Raw genomic sequence first — 16,178 nt, 5'->3', positions numbered from 1 at the left:
CCGCCGCCCCGGCGCGCTCGTGCTCTCGTTTGCCGCGCGCGGACCAGGGTCGTAGAGCAGCCTGCATGAGCGCCCCTGCCCTCGCGCGCCGCGTCGCCCGCGCGGCCGTCGCCGCCGTCCTGCCCCTCGCGGCGGCCGCGTGCGCCACCTCCGCGACGTTCACCAGGACCATGCCCGACCACATCTCCGCGAACGTCGCCGACGCGCTGGGCGACGGCGCGATGCGGGTTCACGTGATCACCAGCTCGATGGCGGTCACCCCCGTTCTGCACGGGATGTTCCGCGGCCCGCGCTTCCGCTACACCGAGGAGATCCCCGAGAGCCCTTCCGCGCTGCCAGACGAGGTGGGCGAGCTCTGCGCGGCCCTCGAGCGGTCGGGCGCGGAGCTCCTGATCGTCGCCTCGGACAGGGTGGAGTATCCGCCGGGAGAGCCGGAAGCGCAGCGCCTCCAGCCCGCCGCCGCGGAGGTGGTCACGGACGTCCAGCTCGTCACCCGAACGGTCTGCGCCGAGTCGCCCGTCGAGCGGAGGCTCCCGGCCAGGTTGAGCGTGTCGCCCGAGGAGCTCGGCGCGCAGCTCACGCGGCTGCTCCAGGGCTCCCGAGTGGCCCGGACGACGGGCGCGTGGGCCTCGGTGCAGCTTGCGCCGGGGGCCTCGCCGGCCGTGGGCGACGAGGCGCGGGCCGTCGGGCCCGGAGCGCACGAGAACACGACGGGCATGGTCACCCGCGTGGCGGAGGGCCGCGCCGAGATCCTCGGCCTGTGGCCGGACCGGCCCTACGCGACCGGCGATCACGTCTTCTTCGGCGGCCCCCTCTGGAGCTTCACGCTCGCCCCGGAAGTGCGGGCGTCGGTGCCGAACGCCGTCTCCCTGGGTGTCGACTTCGAGGTGTACCGCACGCATCACGGACCGATCCTGGGCCTCGGGCTCGGCTGGCTCCTGGGCACGGGCGACTCGGCCCGCGTCGGGGGCTCCGGCGCGCACGTCTTCGGGGGTTACCAGATCTGGCTGAGCCCGACGCGGCTTGGCCTGTACCTGCGGGGGGATGCCGGCCTGGGCGGGGTGAGGGCGTGGGGCACCGAGAAGCCGTTCGTGCACGTGGGGCTCGCCGCCGGGCTGAAGTGGCGCGTGCCGTCGGTCATGGTCCTCGACGCGTCCGGCGGGTATGATATCGGCCCCTCGGTGACGCTCGGCCCCGAGGGCGCCAGCTCCCCACCCTCGTTCGCGTGGCGCGGGCCTTCGGCGCGCCTGACGTTCGCCATCGACAACCAGCTCTTGCCGCGGGGCTCCGGGTCCACCGAGCAGATGCCGTGTATCACCGTGGGGTGCGACGCCGAGCAGGCGCAATGACGCCGCCGACGTTCACGGTGCCGCCGCTCCACCGTCGCGAGGTCTTATGAAGGATCGTTCAGACGTCCACGTGCTCATCGTCGGCGCAGGACCGACCGGCCTGACCCTGGCGTGTGATCTCGCCCGCCGGGGGGTCAGGTGCCGGATCATCGACGCGGCGGCCGAGCACTTCTCCGGCTCGCGGGCCAAGGGGCTGATGCCGCGCACCCTCGAGGTCTTCGACGATCTCGGCGTCGTCCGGGCCGTGCTCGCCTCCGGAGGGCCGTTTCCGCCCTTCCGCGGGTACCGGGGCGAGACGGTGCTGTGGGACCGCACCGTCTACGAGATGGCCGGCTTCCCCAGGCTCGAGCCGACGCCGGACGTGCCGTATCCGGAGTTCTGGATGGTGCCGCAGTGGCGCACGGGCGAGATCCTGCGCGCCCGGCTCGCCGAGCTCGGCGGTCGCGTCGAGCTGGGAGCAGGGCTCACGCACTTCACCCAGGACGACGAGGGGGTGACGGCCACGCTGACGCACCCCGGCGGCACCGAGCAGGTCCGCGCCGACTACATGATCGGGGCCGACGGCGGACGGAGCTTCGTGCGCAAGTCGCTGGGTGTGGGCTTCCTGGGAGAGACCCAGGAGTCCGACCGGTCGATCATCGCCGACGTCCGCGCCGACGGGCCTGACCGCGAGCACTGGCACATGTGGACCAACCCTGCGGCGCCGTCCCATCGAGTCTCCCTGTGCCCGCTCCCCGAGACGGACGTCTTCCAGTTCGTCGCTCCGGTCGCCGCCGACGAGGTGCCCGATCTGAGCCTGGGCGCGCTCCAGAAGATCTTCGACGAGCGATCCGGTCGCACCGACGTGCGCCTGCGCGACCTGAGCTGGGCCACGATCTACCGCGTCAACGTCCGCATGGCGGACCACTTCAGGGTCGGACGGGTCTTCCTGGCCGGAGATGCCGCGCACGTCCATTCCCCGGCGGGCGGCCAGGGCCTCAACACCGGTATCCAGGACGCTTACAACCTGGGGTGGAAGCTCGCCGCCGCCCTGGCCGGGGCGCCCGCGCGCTTGCTGGACAGCTATGAAGAGGAGCGGTTGCCGATCGCGGCGAGCGTCCTGGGCTTCACGACGCAACTGCACCGCCGAGGGTTCAAAGGCCAGCCGGCTGCGGCCGCGCCGGCGCTCGATCACGATGTCCATCAGCTGAAGCTGAGCTACCGCGGCGGCCCCATTTCCCGGGACGAGCGAGCAACGCCGGGAGGCGTGCAGGCCGGCGACCGCGCGCCGGACGCCCGCGTTCAGGACACGAGCGGCGCCCTGGCGCGGTTGTTCGACCTCTTCCGTGGTCCCCACTTCACGCTGCTCGCCCTCGGCGAAGGGGGCGCCGCGACCGCCGCGCATGTCAACGAACGCCACGGACCACTCGTGCGCGCCTACAGGGTGGTGCGTCCCGAGGATCCGGCCGGCGGCGACTGCCTGATCGACGTCGACGGAACCATCCACGGCGGCTACGGCGGCCATGGCGCGTCGACGATCCTCGTGCGCCCGGACGGTTACCTGGGGCTCGTCACCGAGGCTGGTACAGCGGACCGGGTGAGCGATTACCTGAGGCTCGTAGCCCCGTGATCCAGGCACGAGCGGAGGAGGTTCACGGGGGCGCCTGCCGGTGCTTGATGGCGTGTTCGGCCGCCATCATGTACCGGCGGTTCTCGGCCTCGCTGAGCTCGAGCCCCAGCTCGCCGTAAAGATACGCCATGGCCAGCGCCTGGAGCGCCGCGGGATGCTCCAGCTCACCGGCGCGCTCGTAGAGCTCCACGGCTCTCCTGTCATTCCTCGGCACGCCGGCGCCTGTGCGGTACGCGTTGGCGAGCAGGAACATCGCGTCCGGCGACCCTCCCTGCGCCGCGATCTCGAACCACCGCGCGGCCTCCGCGGGGTCCGCCTTCATCCCCTCGCCGTTCTGGCTCATCACGCCGAGGAAGTACGCGGCGCTCGGGTGGCGCGAGGGAGCGGCCTTCAACAGCCAGTCCCGGGCGCGCGCCGCGTTCTTCGGGATCGCCGGCAAACCCTTCAAAAAAATCCTCCCGAGCGCGATCTGCGCCTCGACGTCCCCCTGCTCGGCCGCCGCCGTGAGCGGTTTCATTGCGGCGAGGACCTCGCCTGCATTCGAGAGCGTGAGCAGGCGGAGGCCGAGCGCTCGCGCGTCCGTGCCGCGCGGGAGCGGCGCGCTGGGGGACGAGGGCGACAGCGACGAAGGCGACGAGGGCGACGAGGGCGACGAGGGCGACGAGGGCGACGAGGCGAGCGCGGGGCGGCTCGCCTCGAGGCGTTCACCGCCGCCCAGAGCCACCAGGGAGAGGGCGGCGGCGCCGCCGAGCAAGGCCGCGCCGCCGACCAGCACGGCGAGCCGCACCGGGGGCCGCGCGCTCACGGGCTCAGGTCGATGGCATAGACCGACAGCATCTTGCCGCTGCCGTCGTCGTGCTCGACGAGCGAGATGTTGTCCAGACCGGCGGCCTGCGCCTTCGGAAGGGCGTTCTGCGCCGAGGTGAAGGTCACGAGGCCCATCGTCTCGACCTCGGCGAAGCGCCAGCTGCGGTCCGAGCCGTTCTCGGCGCGCGTGAGGTCCTCGATCGCCTTGATGTACGTGATGAGCACGTCGCGGTTCGTGTCCGGCGCGGCGTAGATCGTCTTCGACCCGTCGAGCCCGGGAAAGCCGCCGCCGCCGCTCGCGCGGTAGTTGTTCGTCGCCACGATGAACTCCGCGGCCGGATCCATGGGCTCGCCGTTCCACGTCAGGTTCTTGATCCGGCCGCTGGCCTTCATCCCCATCGGCGGGAGCGGCTGCGTGACGTCGATCTCGTACGAGATCCGCTTGTCCGTGAACACGTCGAAGTTGTAGCCGGGCATCGAGGTGTTGATGAGCGGCTGCGGCTCCGTCTTGCTCGGATCGATCTGGTTGAAGCGCGTGGCGGCCCGCTCCAGCCAGTCGAGGATGTCCGCGCCGGTCACCTTCACCGCCTGGATCGTGTTCGCGTAGAGGTAGAGATCGGCCGCGTTGTTGATCGCGATGCTCCCCGCAGGCACGTCGGTGTAGTCGTTGCCGCCCTGGAAGCCGGACTTGAACGGCGCGCTCACCGAGAGCACCGGGAGCGACGTGTACTGGGGCAGGTTCTCCTCGATGTAACGGGTGATGTAGTCCGCCTGGGCCTGGTTGACGATCTGGATCGCGCTGACGTCCCCCACGTCGGCGAACATCGACGACATCTCGAAATCGGTCGTGCCGATGGGCGTCCTGACGTAGGCCATCGTCGCCTGGTGCTCGGCGTCGAGGAGCGGCGCGAAGGCAGGGTCGGCCTCGACGAAGACCTTCGTCCTGTCCGGCTGCGTCGCGCAGAGGGTCGCGAACGCGCAGGGCGCCCCCGTGCGCCAGCGCTCCCCCGCGTCACACGCGGCGGGGAGCCCGCCCTGGCAGCTCGTGGAGATCGGCCGGGCCTCGACGACCGTCTTCGCCTTGTCGACCGTCCAGCGCTCGCCGTCGTGGGTGAGCCCCATCTTGATCACGCCGAGGTGCTGGCCCCAGAAATTCGCCATGACCGCGGGGACGCCGGCGACCGTGCCGACGTCCTTGTCGACCTCCGGCAGGTCGAACTGGCCCACGGTGCTGCTCGCGTTCGGGAAGATCTGGTGCGAGTGGCCCATGAGCATCGCGTCGACGCCGGACACCTGGGCGACGTGCCACGCCTGGTTCTCGAGGGTGGGCGCATACGGCGAGTCGTCGAGGCCGCCGTGGACGATGGCGACGACGATCTCGGCACCCCTCGCGCGGAGGTCGTCGACCAGCGGGCCCGCGACCTCCTTCACGCCCTTCGTGAAGACCTTGCCGTCGAGCCACTTCTTGTCCCAGCTCAGGATCGTCGGCGGCGTGATGTCGATGAAGCCGACCTTGAGCGTGCTCTCGATGGCGGCGCCGTCCGGCGCCGCCGCCGTGATGGTCTTCTCGACGAGGGCGGAGGGCGGGAAGAGCGTCTCGTCCGTCTTCAGGCTGAAGACGTTGGAGTTCACCAGCGGGAACGCAGGGCCCTTGCAGCCCGCCGACCCGGCGAGATCGAGCCCCTCGACGTCGAACGGGGTGTGGGTCACCTGCGAGAGGAAGGCGAGGCCGTAGTTGAACTCGTGGTTGCCGATCCCGCCGACGTCGAACCGCAGGTGGTTCATGGCCTTGTAGATGGCCAGCGTCTCGCCGCACGCGATCGGCTCGACGAGCGCCTGGTAGTCGGCGAGCACCGTGCCCTGGATGGTGTCGCCGTTGTCGACCAGGAGGTTGTTCGGCAGCTCGGCGCGCGCCTGGTTGACGAGCGTCGCAGTGCGCTCGAGCCCGATGGACGGCTCCTCGACCAGCTTGAAGTAGTCGAATCCGAGGAGGTTGGTGTGGAGATCGGTGGTCTCGAGCAGCGCGAAGTCGGCCGTGGCCCCGCTCGGCGTCGCCGGCGCTCCCCCCGCACCGCCGCCGCCCTCGCCGCCGCCGCCCCCGCCGCCCGAACCGGCGGAGCTGGAGGTCGGCGCGACCGGGCGGACCTCTTCATCGCCGCACGCGCCCAGCGCGATCATGGCCAGGATCGCCGAGGAAACCGCCGCATGCCGTCCGAATCGACCCTTCATGGTGAACACCTCGTCGAACGCTGTATTCGGCCATGCCTCGTCGCACGGTTACAGCCAAGTTGAATTTAGGTGACCGTGTTGTCGCACCGCTGCGCGCTCGGATCAAGGGGCTCGGTGGGGGGGTGCCATGTCTCCACCCATCTTCACGCATCTCCACCCATCTTCACGCATCTCCACCCCTCTCCGGACGCGAGGCCTGGGTGCCGGCGGGGGCGGGGCGGGTGAAAGGGCGCGAGGGCCATCGCGGGCGTGCTCGGGCGCCGTCCAGCGCCGATATCCGGCTGGTCCGGGCGCCGCGACCGGTCTACAAGACGTGCGAGGACATGGCCGCCAAGACAGCCCTCTTCGCCGCCGCCGGCTTCGGGATCGCGATCGCGGGCGGCGTGGCCGCCTACGTGGCGCTCTCCGGCCGCCCCCTGCGACCCGCCACGCCGGCCGAGCAGCTGATGGCGGACAACCTCTACATGCCGAACGGCCTGTATCACGTGGCGGACTTGCAAGGGCGCCCGGGCGTCGCCGCCGCGCTGGCGCGGCTGCGCGCCGCGAACATCTGCGACCTGTTCTACAGGATGCGCACCACCAAGATGAGCTCCGACGTCAGGAAGGCGCGGCTGTGCGCCCCGCCGGCGCAGGGCGCGTCGCCGTCCTCCGAGCGCGCCGCCGTCGGCTTCGAGGAGCGCGCCCTCTACCCGACGTACCCGCAGCCGCCGCGGTTCGGCGTGTTCAGCGCGGCCGACGGGACGCAGTACCTGATCGCCGACGGCAAGAACGGCTCCGTCGGCGCGGACGAGATGGAGCGGGTCGTCGTCACCGTGATCGACAACGCGATCGCGGCCCTGCCGGCCGCGCTGGCGCAGGTCCGCGCGCGCGAGGAGTCGGCCGAGAGGGCGCGCAAGGCCGCCGAAGACGGCCGGCGCAAGGCGCAGGAGAGCTTCAAGTAAGCGGCGCCGACGCGACCAGGAGGCCGGCCGATGTGCTAGGGACCCGCCCATGCCTGGACTCGTGTTTCCCTCCGGAACGTTCGCTGCTTATCTCTTCGATTGTGACGGCACCATCGCCGACTCCATGCCGGTCCACCGTCAGGCCTGGATGGAGGCGCTCGCCCCGCACGGGTGCGAGTTCACCGACGAAGACTTCTATGGCTCGGCGGGGATGCCGACCGACCACATCGTCGCGCTCCTGAACCGGAAGTACGGGCTGCGGATGCCGGTGGCCGAGGTCTTCACGGCGAAGGAAGAGGCGTATTACCGCCTGATGCCGACCGTGCGCGGCGTGCCCGAGGTCGTGGCCGCGCTCCGCGGCGCGCCCCCGGGCGTGAAGCGCGCCGTCGTCTCGGGGAGCCCCCGCGTGTCGGTGGAGAAGACGCTCGAGTTCCTGGGCCTCCGCGGGTACGTCGACGAGGTCGTCGCGGCCGAGGACTACGCGCACCCCAAGCCGGCGCCCGACCCGTTCCTCGAGGCGGCGAGGCGCCTCGGCGTCGCGCCCGCGCAGTGCCTGGTCTTCGAGGACGCCGCGCTGGGGATCCAGTCCGCGCAGGCGGCGGGCATGCCGTGGGTCCTCGTCGATCCGCGGGCGCTCCGCGCCGCGCGGCCGCGCCGGTCGGTCACCTGAGGCCGTTCTTCACGGCGGAGATGAGCTCGCCGTTCGTGGTGTCGCCGCTCAGCTCCCAGAACATCGCGCCGCCAAGGCCCTTGTCCTTGATGTAACGCATCTTGACGCCGAGCGAGGCCGGGTTGTCGTAGCTCCAGAACTCCGTCCCGTTGAAGGTGTAGAAGGCCTTCGTGTCCGGGTGCGTGTAGCCGGGGTGCCCCTTCGTCTTGAGGACCTTGTAGTCCTCGATGCCCGCCTCGTACGTGCCCGGGGCGGCGCCGGAGGCCGACTGCCACACGCCCTGGTTCACGTTGGTGACGCCGGTCCAGCCGCGACCATAGAAGGGCACCCCGACGACCAGCTTGCTCGCCGGCGTCCCGCCGTTCAGCCAGGCCGTGACCGCCTCGTCGGTGCTGTACCTCAGCGACCTCGCGGGGTTCGAGGCGGCGTTGTAGAGCGGCGAGTGGAAGTTCGTCGTGTTCTCCCAGGCGCCGTGCATGTCGTACGTCATCAGGTTGATGAAATCGAGGTGCCGGTGGATCTGGCCGACCTGGATCTTGTCGATCTTGTCGAGGCCGGCAGGCGCCGCGATGGTGAGCAGCAGGCCGGGGCGCACCGCGTTGAGCTGGCCGCGGAACTCGGCGAGCAGCGCCGTGAAGTTCTGGGTGTCCTCGGGGCGCTGGTTGCAGGTGCTGCCGCAGGCGGCCGGGTACTCCCAGTCGATGTCGATGCCGTCGAACACGCCGGCCCAGCGGGGGTCCTTGATGAAGAGATCGACACAGGAGGACACGAACGAGGCGCGGTTCGCGGGCAGCGCGGCGTCGGAGAAGCCGGCCGACCAGGTCCAGCCGCCGAGCGAGATCAGCACCTTGAGGTGCGGGTGCTTCCGCTTCAGCTTGCGGAGCTGGTTGAAGCTGCCGCGGAGCGCGCCGGCGTCCCATGTGTCGGCGACGCCATCGACGCTGTCGACGGCGCTGTAGGCCTTGTCGTAATCGGCGTAGGTGTCGCCGAGCTGGCAGCGATTGCCCACCACGTTGCCGAACGCGTAGTTGATGTGCGTGAGCTTCGCGGCCGACCCGCTCGTGTCGATGTTCTTGACATGGTAGTTGCGGCCGTAGACGCCCCACTCCGCGAAATAGCCGATCACCTTCTTGCCGCCGCTGTCGCCGCCGCCGGAGCCGCCGCCGCCGCCGGAGCCGCCGCTGCCGCCCGAGCCGCCGCCACCACCCGAGCCGCCGCCGCCGCCCGAGCCGCCGCTGCCAGCGCTGGTGCTGGTGGTGGTGGTGGTGCTGCTGCTGGAGCTGGTGCCGCTCGTCACCTTCCACAACGCCGGGACAATCGGCGGCTCCCAGCCCGGAAGGGACGTGTGCGCCTGGATGCAGCTGTAGGTGACGCCGCCGTACGTCACCTGCGCGTTGACCGCATACGCGGTGTACGGCGCCCAGGCAGCGGCGACAGGCTGCTCCGCAGCGTCGATGTCCTCTGCCTCGGGGCCGAAGCGCGCCACGTCATCTTCGCTCCCGAGACCGCCGCAGGCGGCGATGGCGATTGCGGCAAACAGCGGCAGGGTCGTGAGAGGGGAAAGCTTCATGGCGTATCTCCTTGGCTATGCCGGTATCCGGTGGCTGCAGACCGGATGAGCAACGGGCATACCGGCCATGGCGAGGACCGCGAAGGCCTATGGCAAGGGCGCCGCGGCGGCCGGCTCGGAGCTCCGCACAAGAGGAGGGGCGCCGCGATCGGTCCGACGATCCAGGCTGGCGCGGGGGGCGATCGGAGAGATCGCCCGGTGATCCGCCCGATCGCAGGAGCGCTCCCGGATCACCCCCCAGCGATCCGGGCGATCGCTCCGCCACGGCCCGGCGCAGCGCGCTTCTTCGAGCATTCCTCGAGCAGCAGCGGTCGAGATGCAGGGCACGACGCTTGCTCCTGTCTCGATCCGTGGACGGAACCATCGAGCCCCTCAGCCACGAACCCATCGAGCCACATCGGGGTAGTATCGCGGTCGAAATGCACTCCAGCGACACGCTGACGCTCCTCGCGCCGCTCTCCGGTCCCATCGTGCCGATCGAGTCCGTTCCCGATGCGGTCTTCGCCGACAAGGTGGTCGGCGACGGCATCTCGATCGATCCGACCACCCAGACGCTGCTCGCCCCGTGCGACGCCACGGTGACCCAGCTCCACGCGGCGCGGCACGCCATCACCCTGAGCGCCGCGGGCGGGGTCGAGATCATGATCCACGTGGGGATCGACACGGTCGGCCTGAAGGGCGAGGGCTTCACGGCGCGGGTGAAGCAGGGGGACAGGGTCTCCGCGGGCCAGGCGCTGCTCGAGTTCGACGCCGATCACCTCCTGCGCAAGGCGCCCAGCCTGCTCACGCAGGTCATCGTCCTGAGCGGCGAGACGAGCGCCATCGTCGAGCGGGCGCGCGGCACGGCCAAGGCCGGCGTGAGCCGCCTCATGACCGTCGCCCCCCGGCGCAAGGCCCGGGAGGACGCGCCGCGCGGGTCGAGCGCGTCGGAGGCGGGCGCGTCCAGGCAACCGCCGCGGGCCACGGTCGGGGTCACGTCCGCCGTCGTCGTGGTGCCGAACCCGCACGGGCTGCACGCGCGGCCGGCCGCGGTGCTCGCGAGCGAGGCCAAGTCGTTCGCCGCCGACATCAGCGTGGAGCTCGGCGGCCGCAACGCCAACGCGAAGAGCGTCGTCGCCCTGATGAACCTCGGCGCGGGCCCGGGCGCCGAGCTGCGCATCGTCGGCAGCGGCAGCGAGGCGGCGCGGGCCGTGGCCCGCCTCGTCGAGCTCGTCCGGAGCGGGCTCGGCGAGGACCTCTCTGCCCCGCGCGCGACGACCGACGCCCCCGCGCGCGCGACGACCGACGCCCCCGCGCCGGCCGGCGCCGCTGCGCTCACCAGCGCGCCGCGCGCGAGCGACGACCCGCGGCGCCTCCACGGCGTGAGCGCCGCGCCCGGCCTCGCCATCGGCCCGCTCTGCAAGATCGACCCGCTCGCCGCCGCCGTGGAGGAGCGCGGGGACGACACGGAGGTGGAGCTCGCGCGGCTGCAGAAGGCGCTGATGCACACCCGGCTCGAGCTGAAGCAGCTCGTCGCCGCGTCGGGCAAGCGCGTCGAGCAGGCCCAGATCTTCAGCGCGCACCTCGCGATGCTCGACGATCCGGAGATCATCACCCGCGCCGAGGTCGCCGTCGTGGAGGGCAAATCGGCCGCGTTCGCGTGGCGCGAGGCGGTGATGTCGTCGTACCGGGAGCTCGCGCGGCAGTCGAACCCGCTGCTCGCGGCGCGCGCCAACGACGTGCGCGACGTGGGCGGCCGCGCGCTGCGGCACCTCGTCGGCGGCGAGGAGGCGCAGGCCGCGCCGGCGGGCAGCGTCGTCGTCGCGGAGACCCTGACGCCCTCCGAGGTCGTGCGGCTCGAGGGCCAGGGCGTGGCCGGCCTGGTCAGCGTGCTCGGCGGCACCACGTCGCACGCGGCGATCCTGGCGCGCTCGCTCGGCGTGCCGTACCTCGTCGGCGCCCCGGCGTCGCTGCTCGCCGCCCCGGCGGGGACGACGGCCGTGCTCGACGCCGACGCGGCGGCGCTGCTGCTCCACCCGACCGAGGCCGAGCTCGACGCCTACCGCGATCGGCTCGGGGCGCGCCAGGCGCTGCGCGCCAGGCAGGAGGCGGCCGCGGGCGAGCGCGCGGTGACCCGCGACGGCGTCCGCGTCGCCGTGCTCGCCAACATCGCGAGCGCCGCCGACGCCCGCAAGGCCGTCCGGCTCGGGGCCGAGGGCGTCGGCCTCCTGCGCACCGAGCTCATGTTCTTCGACCGCGAGACCGCGCCCACCGAGGCCGAACAGACCGCGGCGTACCAGGAGATCGCCGACGCGCTGGGGGACCGGCCGCTCGTCATCCGCACGCTCGACGTCGGCGGCGACAAGCCGCTCTCCTACATGCCCCTGCCCGCGGAGGACAACCCGCTGCTCGGCATCCGCGGCCTGCGCATCGGCGCGATCCACCCGACGATCCTGCGCAGCCAGCTGCGCGCGATCCTGGCGGTCCGGGCCCCGGCGGGGCACCGCGTCCTCTTGCCGATGGTCGCGAGCCTCGAGGAGCTGGAGGAGGCGCGGCGGGTGCTCGAGGAGGAGCGCCGGCGCGCCGGGTCGCCGAAGGTGGAGCTCGGGGTGATGGTCGAGGTGCCGTCGGTCGCGATCCAGGCCGATCGGTTCGCGGCGGAGGTCGATTTCTTCTCGATCGGCACGAACGATCTCACCCAGTACACGCTGGCCATGGACCGCACCCACCCGCGGCTCGCCGGCCGGCAGGACGCGCTGCACCCGGCGGTGCTCCGGCTCATCGACGCGACCGTGCAGGCCGCGCGGAGGCGCGAGCGCCACGTGGGGATCTGCGGCGCGGTGGCGAGCGATCCCGACGCCGTGGCCGTGCTGATCGGCCTCGGCGTGACCGAGCTCAGCGTGAGCGTCCAGGCGATGCCGGAGGTGAAATCGAAGATCCGCGAGCTCGACGCCGGGAGGTGCCGCGAGCTCGCCAGGGCCGCGCTCGACATGGGGACCGCCGCCGAGGTGCGGGCGCTGCTCTCGCCGGGCGCGCGGCCCGGCTGATTCACGATCTGCCGCAGCATGCAGAGCGGGGGCTGCCGCCGGAGCGGCGCGAGGGGCCGCCCCGTCCATTGAAAGGAGCTTCGTATGAGGGGATTCAACGAGCTGCAGCGCATCGGCAAGGCGCTGATGTTGCCCATCGCGGTGCTGCCGGTCGCGGGGCTCCTGCTCCGGCTGGGGCAGCCCGACGTGCTGGACGTCGCGTTCATCGCGCAGGCCGGCGGCGCCATCTTCGAGAACCTGGCGCTGGTCTTCGCGGTGGGCATCGCGGTCGGCCTCGCGCGCGAGGCGAACGGCGTGGCCGGGCTCTCCGGGATGATCGCCTACCTGGTGATCACGAACGGGGTGAAGAGCCTCGACGAGAAGATCAAGATGGGCGTGCTCGCCGGCATCCTCGCCGGCGTGCTCGCGGGGGCGATGTACAACCGCTTCCGGGACACCAAGCTGCCCTCGTTCCTGGGGTTCTTCGGCGGCAGCCGGTTCGTGCCCATCGTCACCGGCGGCGCGAGCCTCGCCCTCGCGCTCGTCCTCGGCGTGGTCTGGCCGCCCGTGCAGGCCGGCATCGACGCGCTGGGCGGCTGGGTCGTGGCCTCGGGGCCGATCGGCGCCTTCAGCTTCGGCGTCCTGAACCGCCTGCTCATCCCGACCGGGCTGCACCACATCCTCAACAACCTCGCCTGGTTCGTGGTCGGCTCGTTCCAGGGCCCGAAGGGCGCGGTGACCGGCGATCTGAACCGCTACTTCGCCGGCGATCCCTCCGCGGGCGTGTTCATGGCCGGCTTCTACCCGGTGATGATGTTCGGCCTGCCGGCGGCGTGCCTCGCGATCTACCGCACCGCGCGCCCGGAGAACCGCAAGGCCATCGGCGGAGTCATGTTCTCGGCCGCGCTGACCGCGTTCCTGACGGGCATCACCGAGCCGATCGAGTTCGCGTTCATGTTCCTCGCGCCGGCGCTGTACGCGGTGCACGCCGTGCTGACCGGCATCTCGCTGGCGCTGCTCGACGTGCTCGGCGTCAAGCACGGCTTCAGCTTCTCCGCCGGGTTCATCGACTATGCGCTGAACTACGGGCTCTCGACCAAGGGCTGGATGATCGTGCCGATCGGCCTCGCCTATTCGGTCGTCTATTACGGGCTCTTCGTCGTCTGCATCAAGCGGTTCAACCTGGCCACGCCGGGCCGCGAGCCCGCGCCGGCGCTCGCCGCGCCGGCGGCCGGAGGCGCGCTGGTCGCCGGGGTGGGCGCCGGGGCCCCCGCCGACGAAGGGGGGCTCGCCGGGCAGCTCCTGCGGGCGCTGGGAGGCCACGGGAACATCCGCGAGATCGACGCGTGCATCACCCGCCTGCGCCTGGTCATGGTCGACCGCGACCTCGTGAAGGACGCGGACCTGAAGGCGCTCGGCGCCAAGGGCGTGGTGCGCCCGGGGACCGACAGCCTGCAGGTGATCCTCGGTCCGATGGCCGAGTCGATCGCCAAGGAGATGAAGGAGCTCGCGGGCGGCGCGCCGGCCGCGGCCGCGCCGGGCGACCGCAGGGAGGAGGTCACGCGGCGGGAGAACGCGCCCGCCGGGCTGCGGGCGCGGGCCGCGTCAGCGGCGGCGGCGCGAGCGCCAGCAGTGCAGATCGAGCGCTGGCTTGCCGCGCTCGGCGGCGCCGCCAACATCCGGTCGGTGGAGGGGTTCTCGAGCGGGCGCGTGCGCGTCGAGCTCGCCGACGAGCAGCCCGTCGACGAGGCGGCGCTCGAGGCCGCGGACGTGAAGGGCGTGATGCGGCTCTCGGACAGGGTGATCCACCTCCTGGTCGGCCCCGAAGCGCCGCAGTACGCCGCCGCGCTCGCGCAGAAGCTCAAGGGGTGAAGGGCGTGGACCTGGAAGGCAACCTGCTCACGCCGGACGGCTGGATCCGCGGGCGCCTGCGCTTCGGCGCGCGGGTCGACGAGATCGAGGGCGCGCCGATCGCCGAGCCCGCGGCGGGGCCGCGGATCCTGCCCGGCTTCATCGACCTCCACGTCCACGGCGGCGGCGGGCGGGACGTCATGGAGGGCGGGGACGCGCCCCGGCAGGTGGCCCGCGCGCACGCGGCGACCGGGACCACCAGCCTGCTCGCCACCACGATGACCGCGCCCATGGACGAGATCGGCGCCGCCCTGCGCGCGATCCGGGCCGCCATGGACGCGCACCGCCCCGGCGAGGCGCGCCTGCTCGGCGTCCACCTCGAGGGCCCGTTCCTGAGCCCCGGCCGGCTGGGCGCGCAGCCCGCGTGTGTGGCGCGCGGGGACCTCGACGCCGCGCTCGCGCTGCACGCGGTGGCGCCGATCCGCGTGCTCACGCTCGCGCCGGAGCTCGCCGGCCACCTGGAGCTCATCCGCGAGCTGTCGGGCCTCGGGGTGCGGGTCCAGATCGGGCACACGCTGGCGAGCTACGAGGAGGTGGTGGCGGCCCTCGCGGCGGGGGCGAAGGGCTTCACCCACCTGTTCAACGCGATGAACGGGCTGCACCACCGCGAGCCCGGCGCGGTGGGCGCGGCCCTGGCCCACGGCGACTTCGCCGAGCTGATCCCGGATCTCGTGCACGTGCATCCGGGCGCCATCCGGGCCGCCCTGCGCTGCATCCCGAGGCTCTACGCGGTGACCGACGGCACCGCGGCCTCGGGGATGCCGGACGGGCAGTACCACCTCGGCGCGCACGTGGTCACGAAGTGCCAGAACAGCGTGCGCCTCCCCGACGGGACCCTGGCGGGGAGCTGCCTGACCATGCACCAGGCCTTCAAGAACCTGGTCCACCTCGGGCTCTCCGTGGCCGAGGCGTCGCGTCGCTGCAGCCAGTTTCCGGCCGAGCACCTCGGCCTCGCGGAGCGAGGGCGCATCGCGCCGGGGTGCTTCGCCGATCTGCTGGTCCTGGACGAGGATCTCGCCCTGCGGCGGGTCCTCGTGGAAGGGGAGCCCCTTGAGTAACCGAACGCGCTCGATCATGGCCGAGGAGGCCCGCTCCACCCCGGAGGTCGTGGCCGCGCAGCTCACCCAGGACGAGGAGGCCTACCGCGCGCTGGGCGCCCGCCTGCGCGCGGCGCCGCCGCCGTCCGTGGTCACGGTCGCGCGCGGCAGCTCGGATCACGCCGCGGGCTACTTCGCCTACCTCGTGATGACGCAGCTCGGCTGTCCGGTCGCGAGCCTGCCCCCTTCGGTGGTGACGCTCTACAACGCGCCGCTGCGGCTCTCGGGCAGCCTCGCGGTCGCGGTGTCGCAGTCGGGCGAGAGCCCGGACGTGGTGAACACGCTCTCGGCCTGCGGCGCCGCGGGCGCGGTGACGGCGGCCCTGGTGAACCAGCTCGGCTCGCCGCTCACCCGGGCGGCCGCGTCGACGCTCCCCCTGCGCGCGGGGCCCGAGCGCGCCGTCGCCGCCACGAAGAGCTTCATCGCCAGCCTGAGCGCCATGGCCAGGCTGGTGGCGTGCTGGCGAGAGGACGACGCCCTGCTCGACGCGCTGAAGGCGCTGCCGGACGCCCTCTTCGCCGCGAGCGAGGGTGACGTGAGCCCGCTCGTGGGCGCGCTGGCCGGCGAGGAGCGCCTGCTCGTGCTCGGGCGGGGGCCGGGGTTCTCCATCGCGCTGGAGGCGGCCCTCAAGTTCAAGGAGACGTGCGGCGTCCACGCGGAGGCGTTCACGGTCGCCGAGGTGCAACACGGGCCGATGGCCCTCATCGACGAGCGATTCCCCCTCTTGATCTTCGCCCCGCGCGGCCCGGCCCAGGCCGGCCTCGTGCGCGTGGCGGAGGAGTTCCGGAGCCAGGGAGCGAAGGTGATCCTGGTGGGCCCCGCGGGGCTGCCGGGGGTGGATCTCGCGGTGCCCGAGGCGCCGCACGAGCTGCTCGACCCGCTCTGTCAGGTTCAGGCGTTCTATCTCGCGGCCGCTGCCCTGGCCGAGGCGCGAGGGCTGGATCCGGACGCGCCGAGGCGGCTCAAGAAGGTCACGAAAACACTGTAGGA

11 protein-coding genes are annotated in these 16,178 nt (G+C 72.3%); 8 read left to right on the top strand and 3 right to left on the bottom strand.

Going from position 1 to position 16,178, the window contains the following annotated elements; translation table 11 throughout:
* Positions 1–65 precede the first annotated feature (65 nt).
* Entirely contained in the window at positions 66–1,349 is a 1,284-nt protein-coding gene (locus WMF43_RS49380; RefSeq protein ID WP_437675870.1) for a hypothetical protein, read from the top strand.
* Between the two features lie 46 nt (positions 1,350–1,395).
* Positions 1,396–2,958 carry an FAD-dependent monooxygenase gene (locus WMF43_RS49375; RefSeq protein WP_437675869.1) on the top strand — a complete coding sequence of 521 codons (1,563 nt, stop codon included), beginning with the start codon at positions 1,396–1,398 and terminating at the stop codon, positions 2,956–2,958.
* 22 nt (positions 2,959–2,980) lie between these two features.
* Here the strand turns inward: WMF43_RS49375 and WMF43_RS49370 are convergent, their stop codons facing one another.
* Together WMF43_RS49370 and WMF43_RS49365 are read right to left on the bottom strand one after the other, a co-directional pair.
* Positions 2,981–3,763, bottom strand: coding sequence for a tetratricopeptide repeat protein (locus tag WMF43_RS49370; protein WP_437675867.1), 783 nt, complete (start codon positions 3,761–3,763; stop codon positions 2,981–2,983).
* Positions 3,760–5,994, bottom strand: coding sequence for a 5'-nucleotidase C-terminal domain-containing protein (locus WMF43_RS49365; RefSeq protein ID WP_437675865.1), 2,235 nt, complete (start codon positions 5,992–5,994; stop codon positions 3,760–3,762). The genes WMF43_RS49370 and WMF43_RS49365 overlap by 4 nt, the downstream gene beginning before the upstream one ends.
* A 323-nt stretch (positions 5,995–6,317) precedes the next feature.
* On the opposite strand from WMF43_RS49365, the gene WMF43_RS49360 reads away from it, so the two are divergent.
* Together WMF43_RS49360 and WMF43_RS49355 are read left to right on the top strand one after the other, a co-directional pair.
* Positions 6,318–6,935: a hypothetical protein gene (locus WMF43_RS49360; RefSeq protein ID WP_437675863.1), complete on the top strand. Its 618-nt coding sequence runs from the start codon at positions 6,318–6,320 to the stop codon at positions 6,933–6,935.
* A 49-nt stretch (positions 6,936–6,984) separates the two neighbouring features.
* Entirely contained in the window at positions 6,985–7,605 is a 621-nt protein-coding gene (locus WMF43_RS49355) for an HAD family hydrolase (protein ID WP_437675861.1), read from the top strand.
* Here WMF43_RS49355 and WMF43_RS49350 read toward each other — a convergent pair.
* Positions 7,598–9,175, bottom strand: a complete 1,578-nt coding sequence (locus WMF43_RS49350) for a glycosyl hydrolase family 18 protein (protein WP_437675859.1) — start codon at positions 9,173–9,175, stop codon at positions 7,598–7,600. The genes WMF43_RS49355 and WMF43_RS49350 overlap by 8 nt on opposite strands.
* A gap of 419 nt (positions 9,176–9,594) precedes the next feature.
* Between WMF43_RS49350 and ptsP the strand changes: the two genes are divergently transcribed.
* The 4 genes from ptsP (at position 9,595) to WMF43_RS49330 (ending at position 16,176) form a co-directional block, all read left to right on the top strand.
* Entirely contained in the window at positions 9,595–12,201 is a 2,607-nt protein-coding gene (gene ptsP / locus WMF43_RS49345) for a phosphoenolpyruvate--protein phosphotransferase (RefSeq protein WP_437675857.1), read from the top strand.
* 84 nt (positions 12,202–12,285) lie between these two features.
* Positions 12,286–14,052 (top strand): N-acetylglucosamine-specific PTS transporter subunit IIBC, encoded by a 1,767-nt coding sequence (gene nagE, locus WMF43_RS49340; RefSeq protein WP_437675855.1) that lies wholly within the window; start codon positions 12,286–12,288, stop codon positions 14,050–14,052.
* Positions 14,049–15,149, top strand: coding sequence for an N-acetylglucosamine-6-phosphate deacetylase (gene nagA, locus WMF43_RS49335; RefSeq protein ID WP_437675853.1), 1,101 nt, complete (start codon positions 14,049–14,051; stop codon positions 15,147–15,149). The genes nagE and nagA overlap by 4 nt, the downstream gene beginning before the upstream one ends.
* Positions 15,150–15,165: 16 nt before the next feature.
* The gene (locus tag WMF43_RS49330) at positions 15,166–16,176 is read left to right on the top strand and encodes an SIS domain-containing protein (protein WP_437684246.1); all 1,011 of its coding nucleotides are present in this window, start codon (positions 15,166–15,168) and stop codon (positions 16,174–16,176) included.
* The last annotated feature ends 2 nt before the right edge of the window (positions 16,177–16,178 follow it).

The organism is Sorangium sp. So ce131 (genome assembly GCF_051519095.1).
Lineage (GTDB): Bacteria > Myxococcota_A > Polyangia > Polyangiales > Polyangiaceae > Sorangium.
The sequence above is the reverse complement of the archived record's forward strand: the minus strand, read 5'-3'. Positions and strand labels throughout refer to the sequence as shown.

Bases quoted from the DNA above. Each gene is read 5' to 3' on its own strand.
- WMF43_RS49380 (WP_437675870.1), top strand. From the start codon at position 66: ATGAGCGCCCCTGCCCTCGCGCGCCGCGTCGCCCGCGCGGCCGTCGCC.
- WMF43_RS49375 (WP_437675869.1), top strand. From the start codon at position 1,396: ATGAAGGATCGTTCAGACGTCCACGTGCTCATCGTCGGCGCAGGACCG.
- WMF43_RS49365 (WP_437675865.1), bottom strand. From the start codon at position 5,994: ATGAAGGGTCGATTCGGACGGCATGCGGCGGTTTCCTCGGCGATCCTG.
- WMF43_RS49360 (WP_437675863.1), top strand. From the start codon at position 6,318: ATGGCCGCCAAGACAGCCCTCTTCGCCGCCGCCGGCTTCGGGATCGCG.
- WMF43_RS49355 (WP_437675861.1), top strand. From the start codon at position 6,985: ATGCCTGGACTCGTGTTTCCCTCCGGAACGTTCGCTGCTTATCTCTTC.
- WMF43_RS49350 (WP_437675859.1), bottom strand. From the start codon at position 9,175: ATGAAGCTTTCCCCTCTCACGACCCTGCCGCTGTTTGCCGCAATCGCC.
- ptsP (WP_437675857.1), top strand. From the start codon at position 9,595: ATGCACTCCAGCGACACGCTGACGCTCCTCGCGCCGCTCTCCGGTCCC.
- nagE (WP_437675855.1), top strand. From the start codon at position 12,286: ATGAGGGGATTCAACGAGCTGCAGCGCATCGGCAAGGCGCTGATGTTG.
- WMF43_RS49330 (WP_437684246.1), top strand. From the start codon at position 15,166: ATGGCCGAGGAGGCCCGCTCCACCCCGGAGGTCGTGGCCGCGCAGCTC.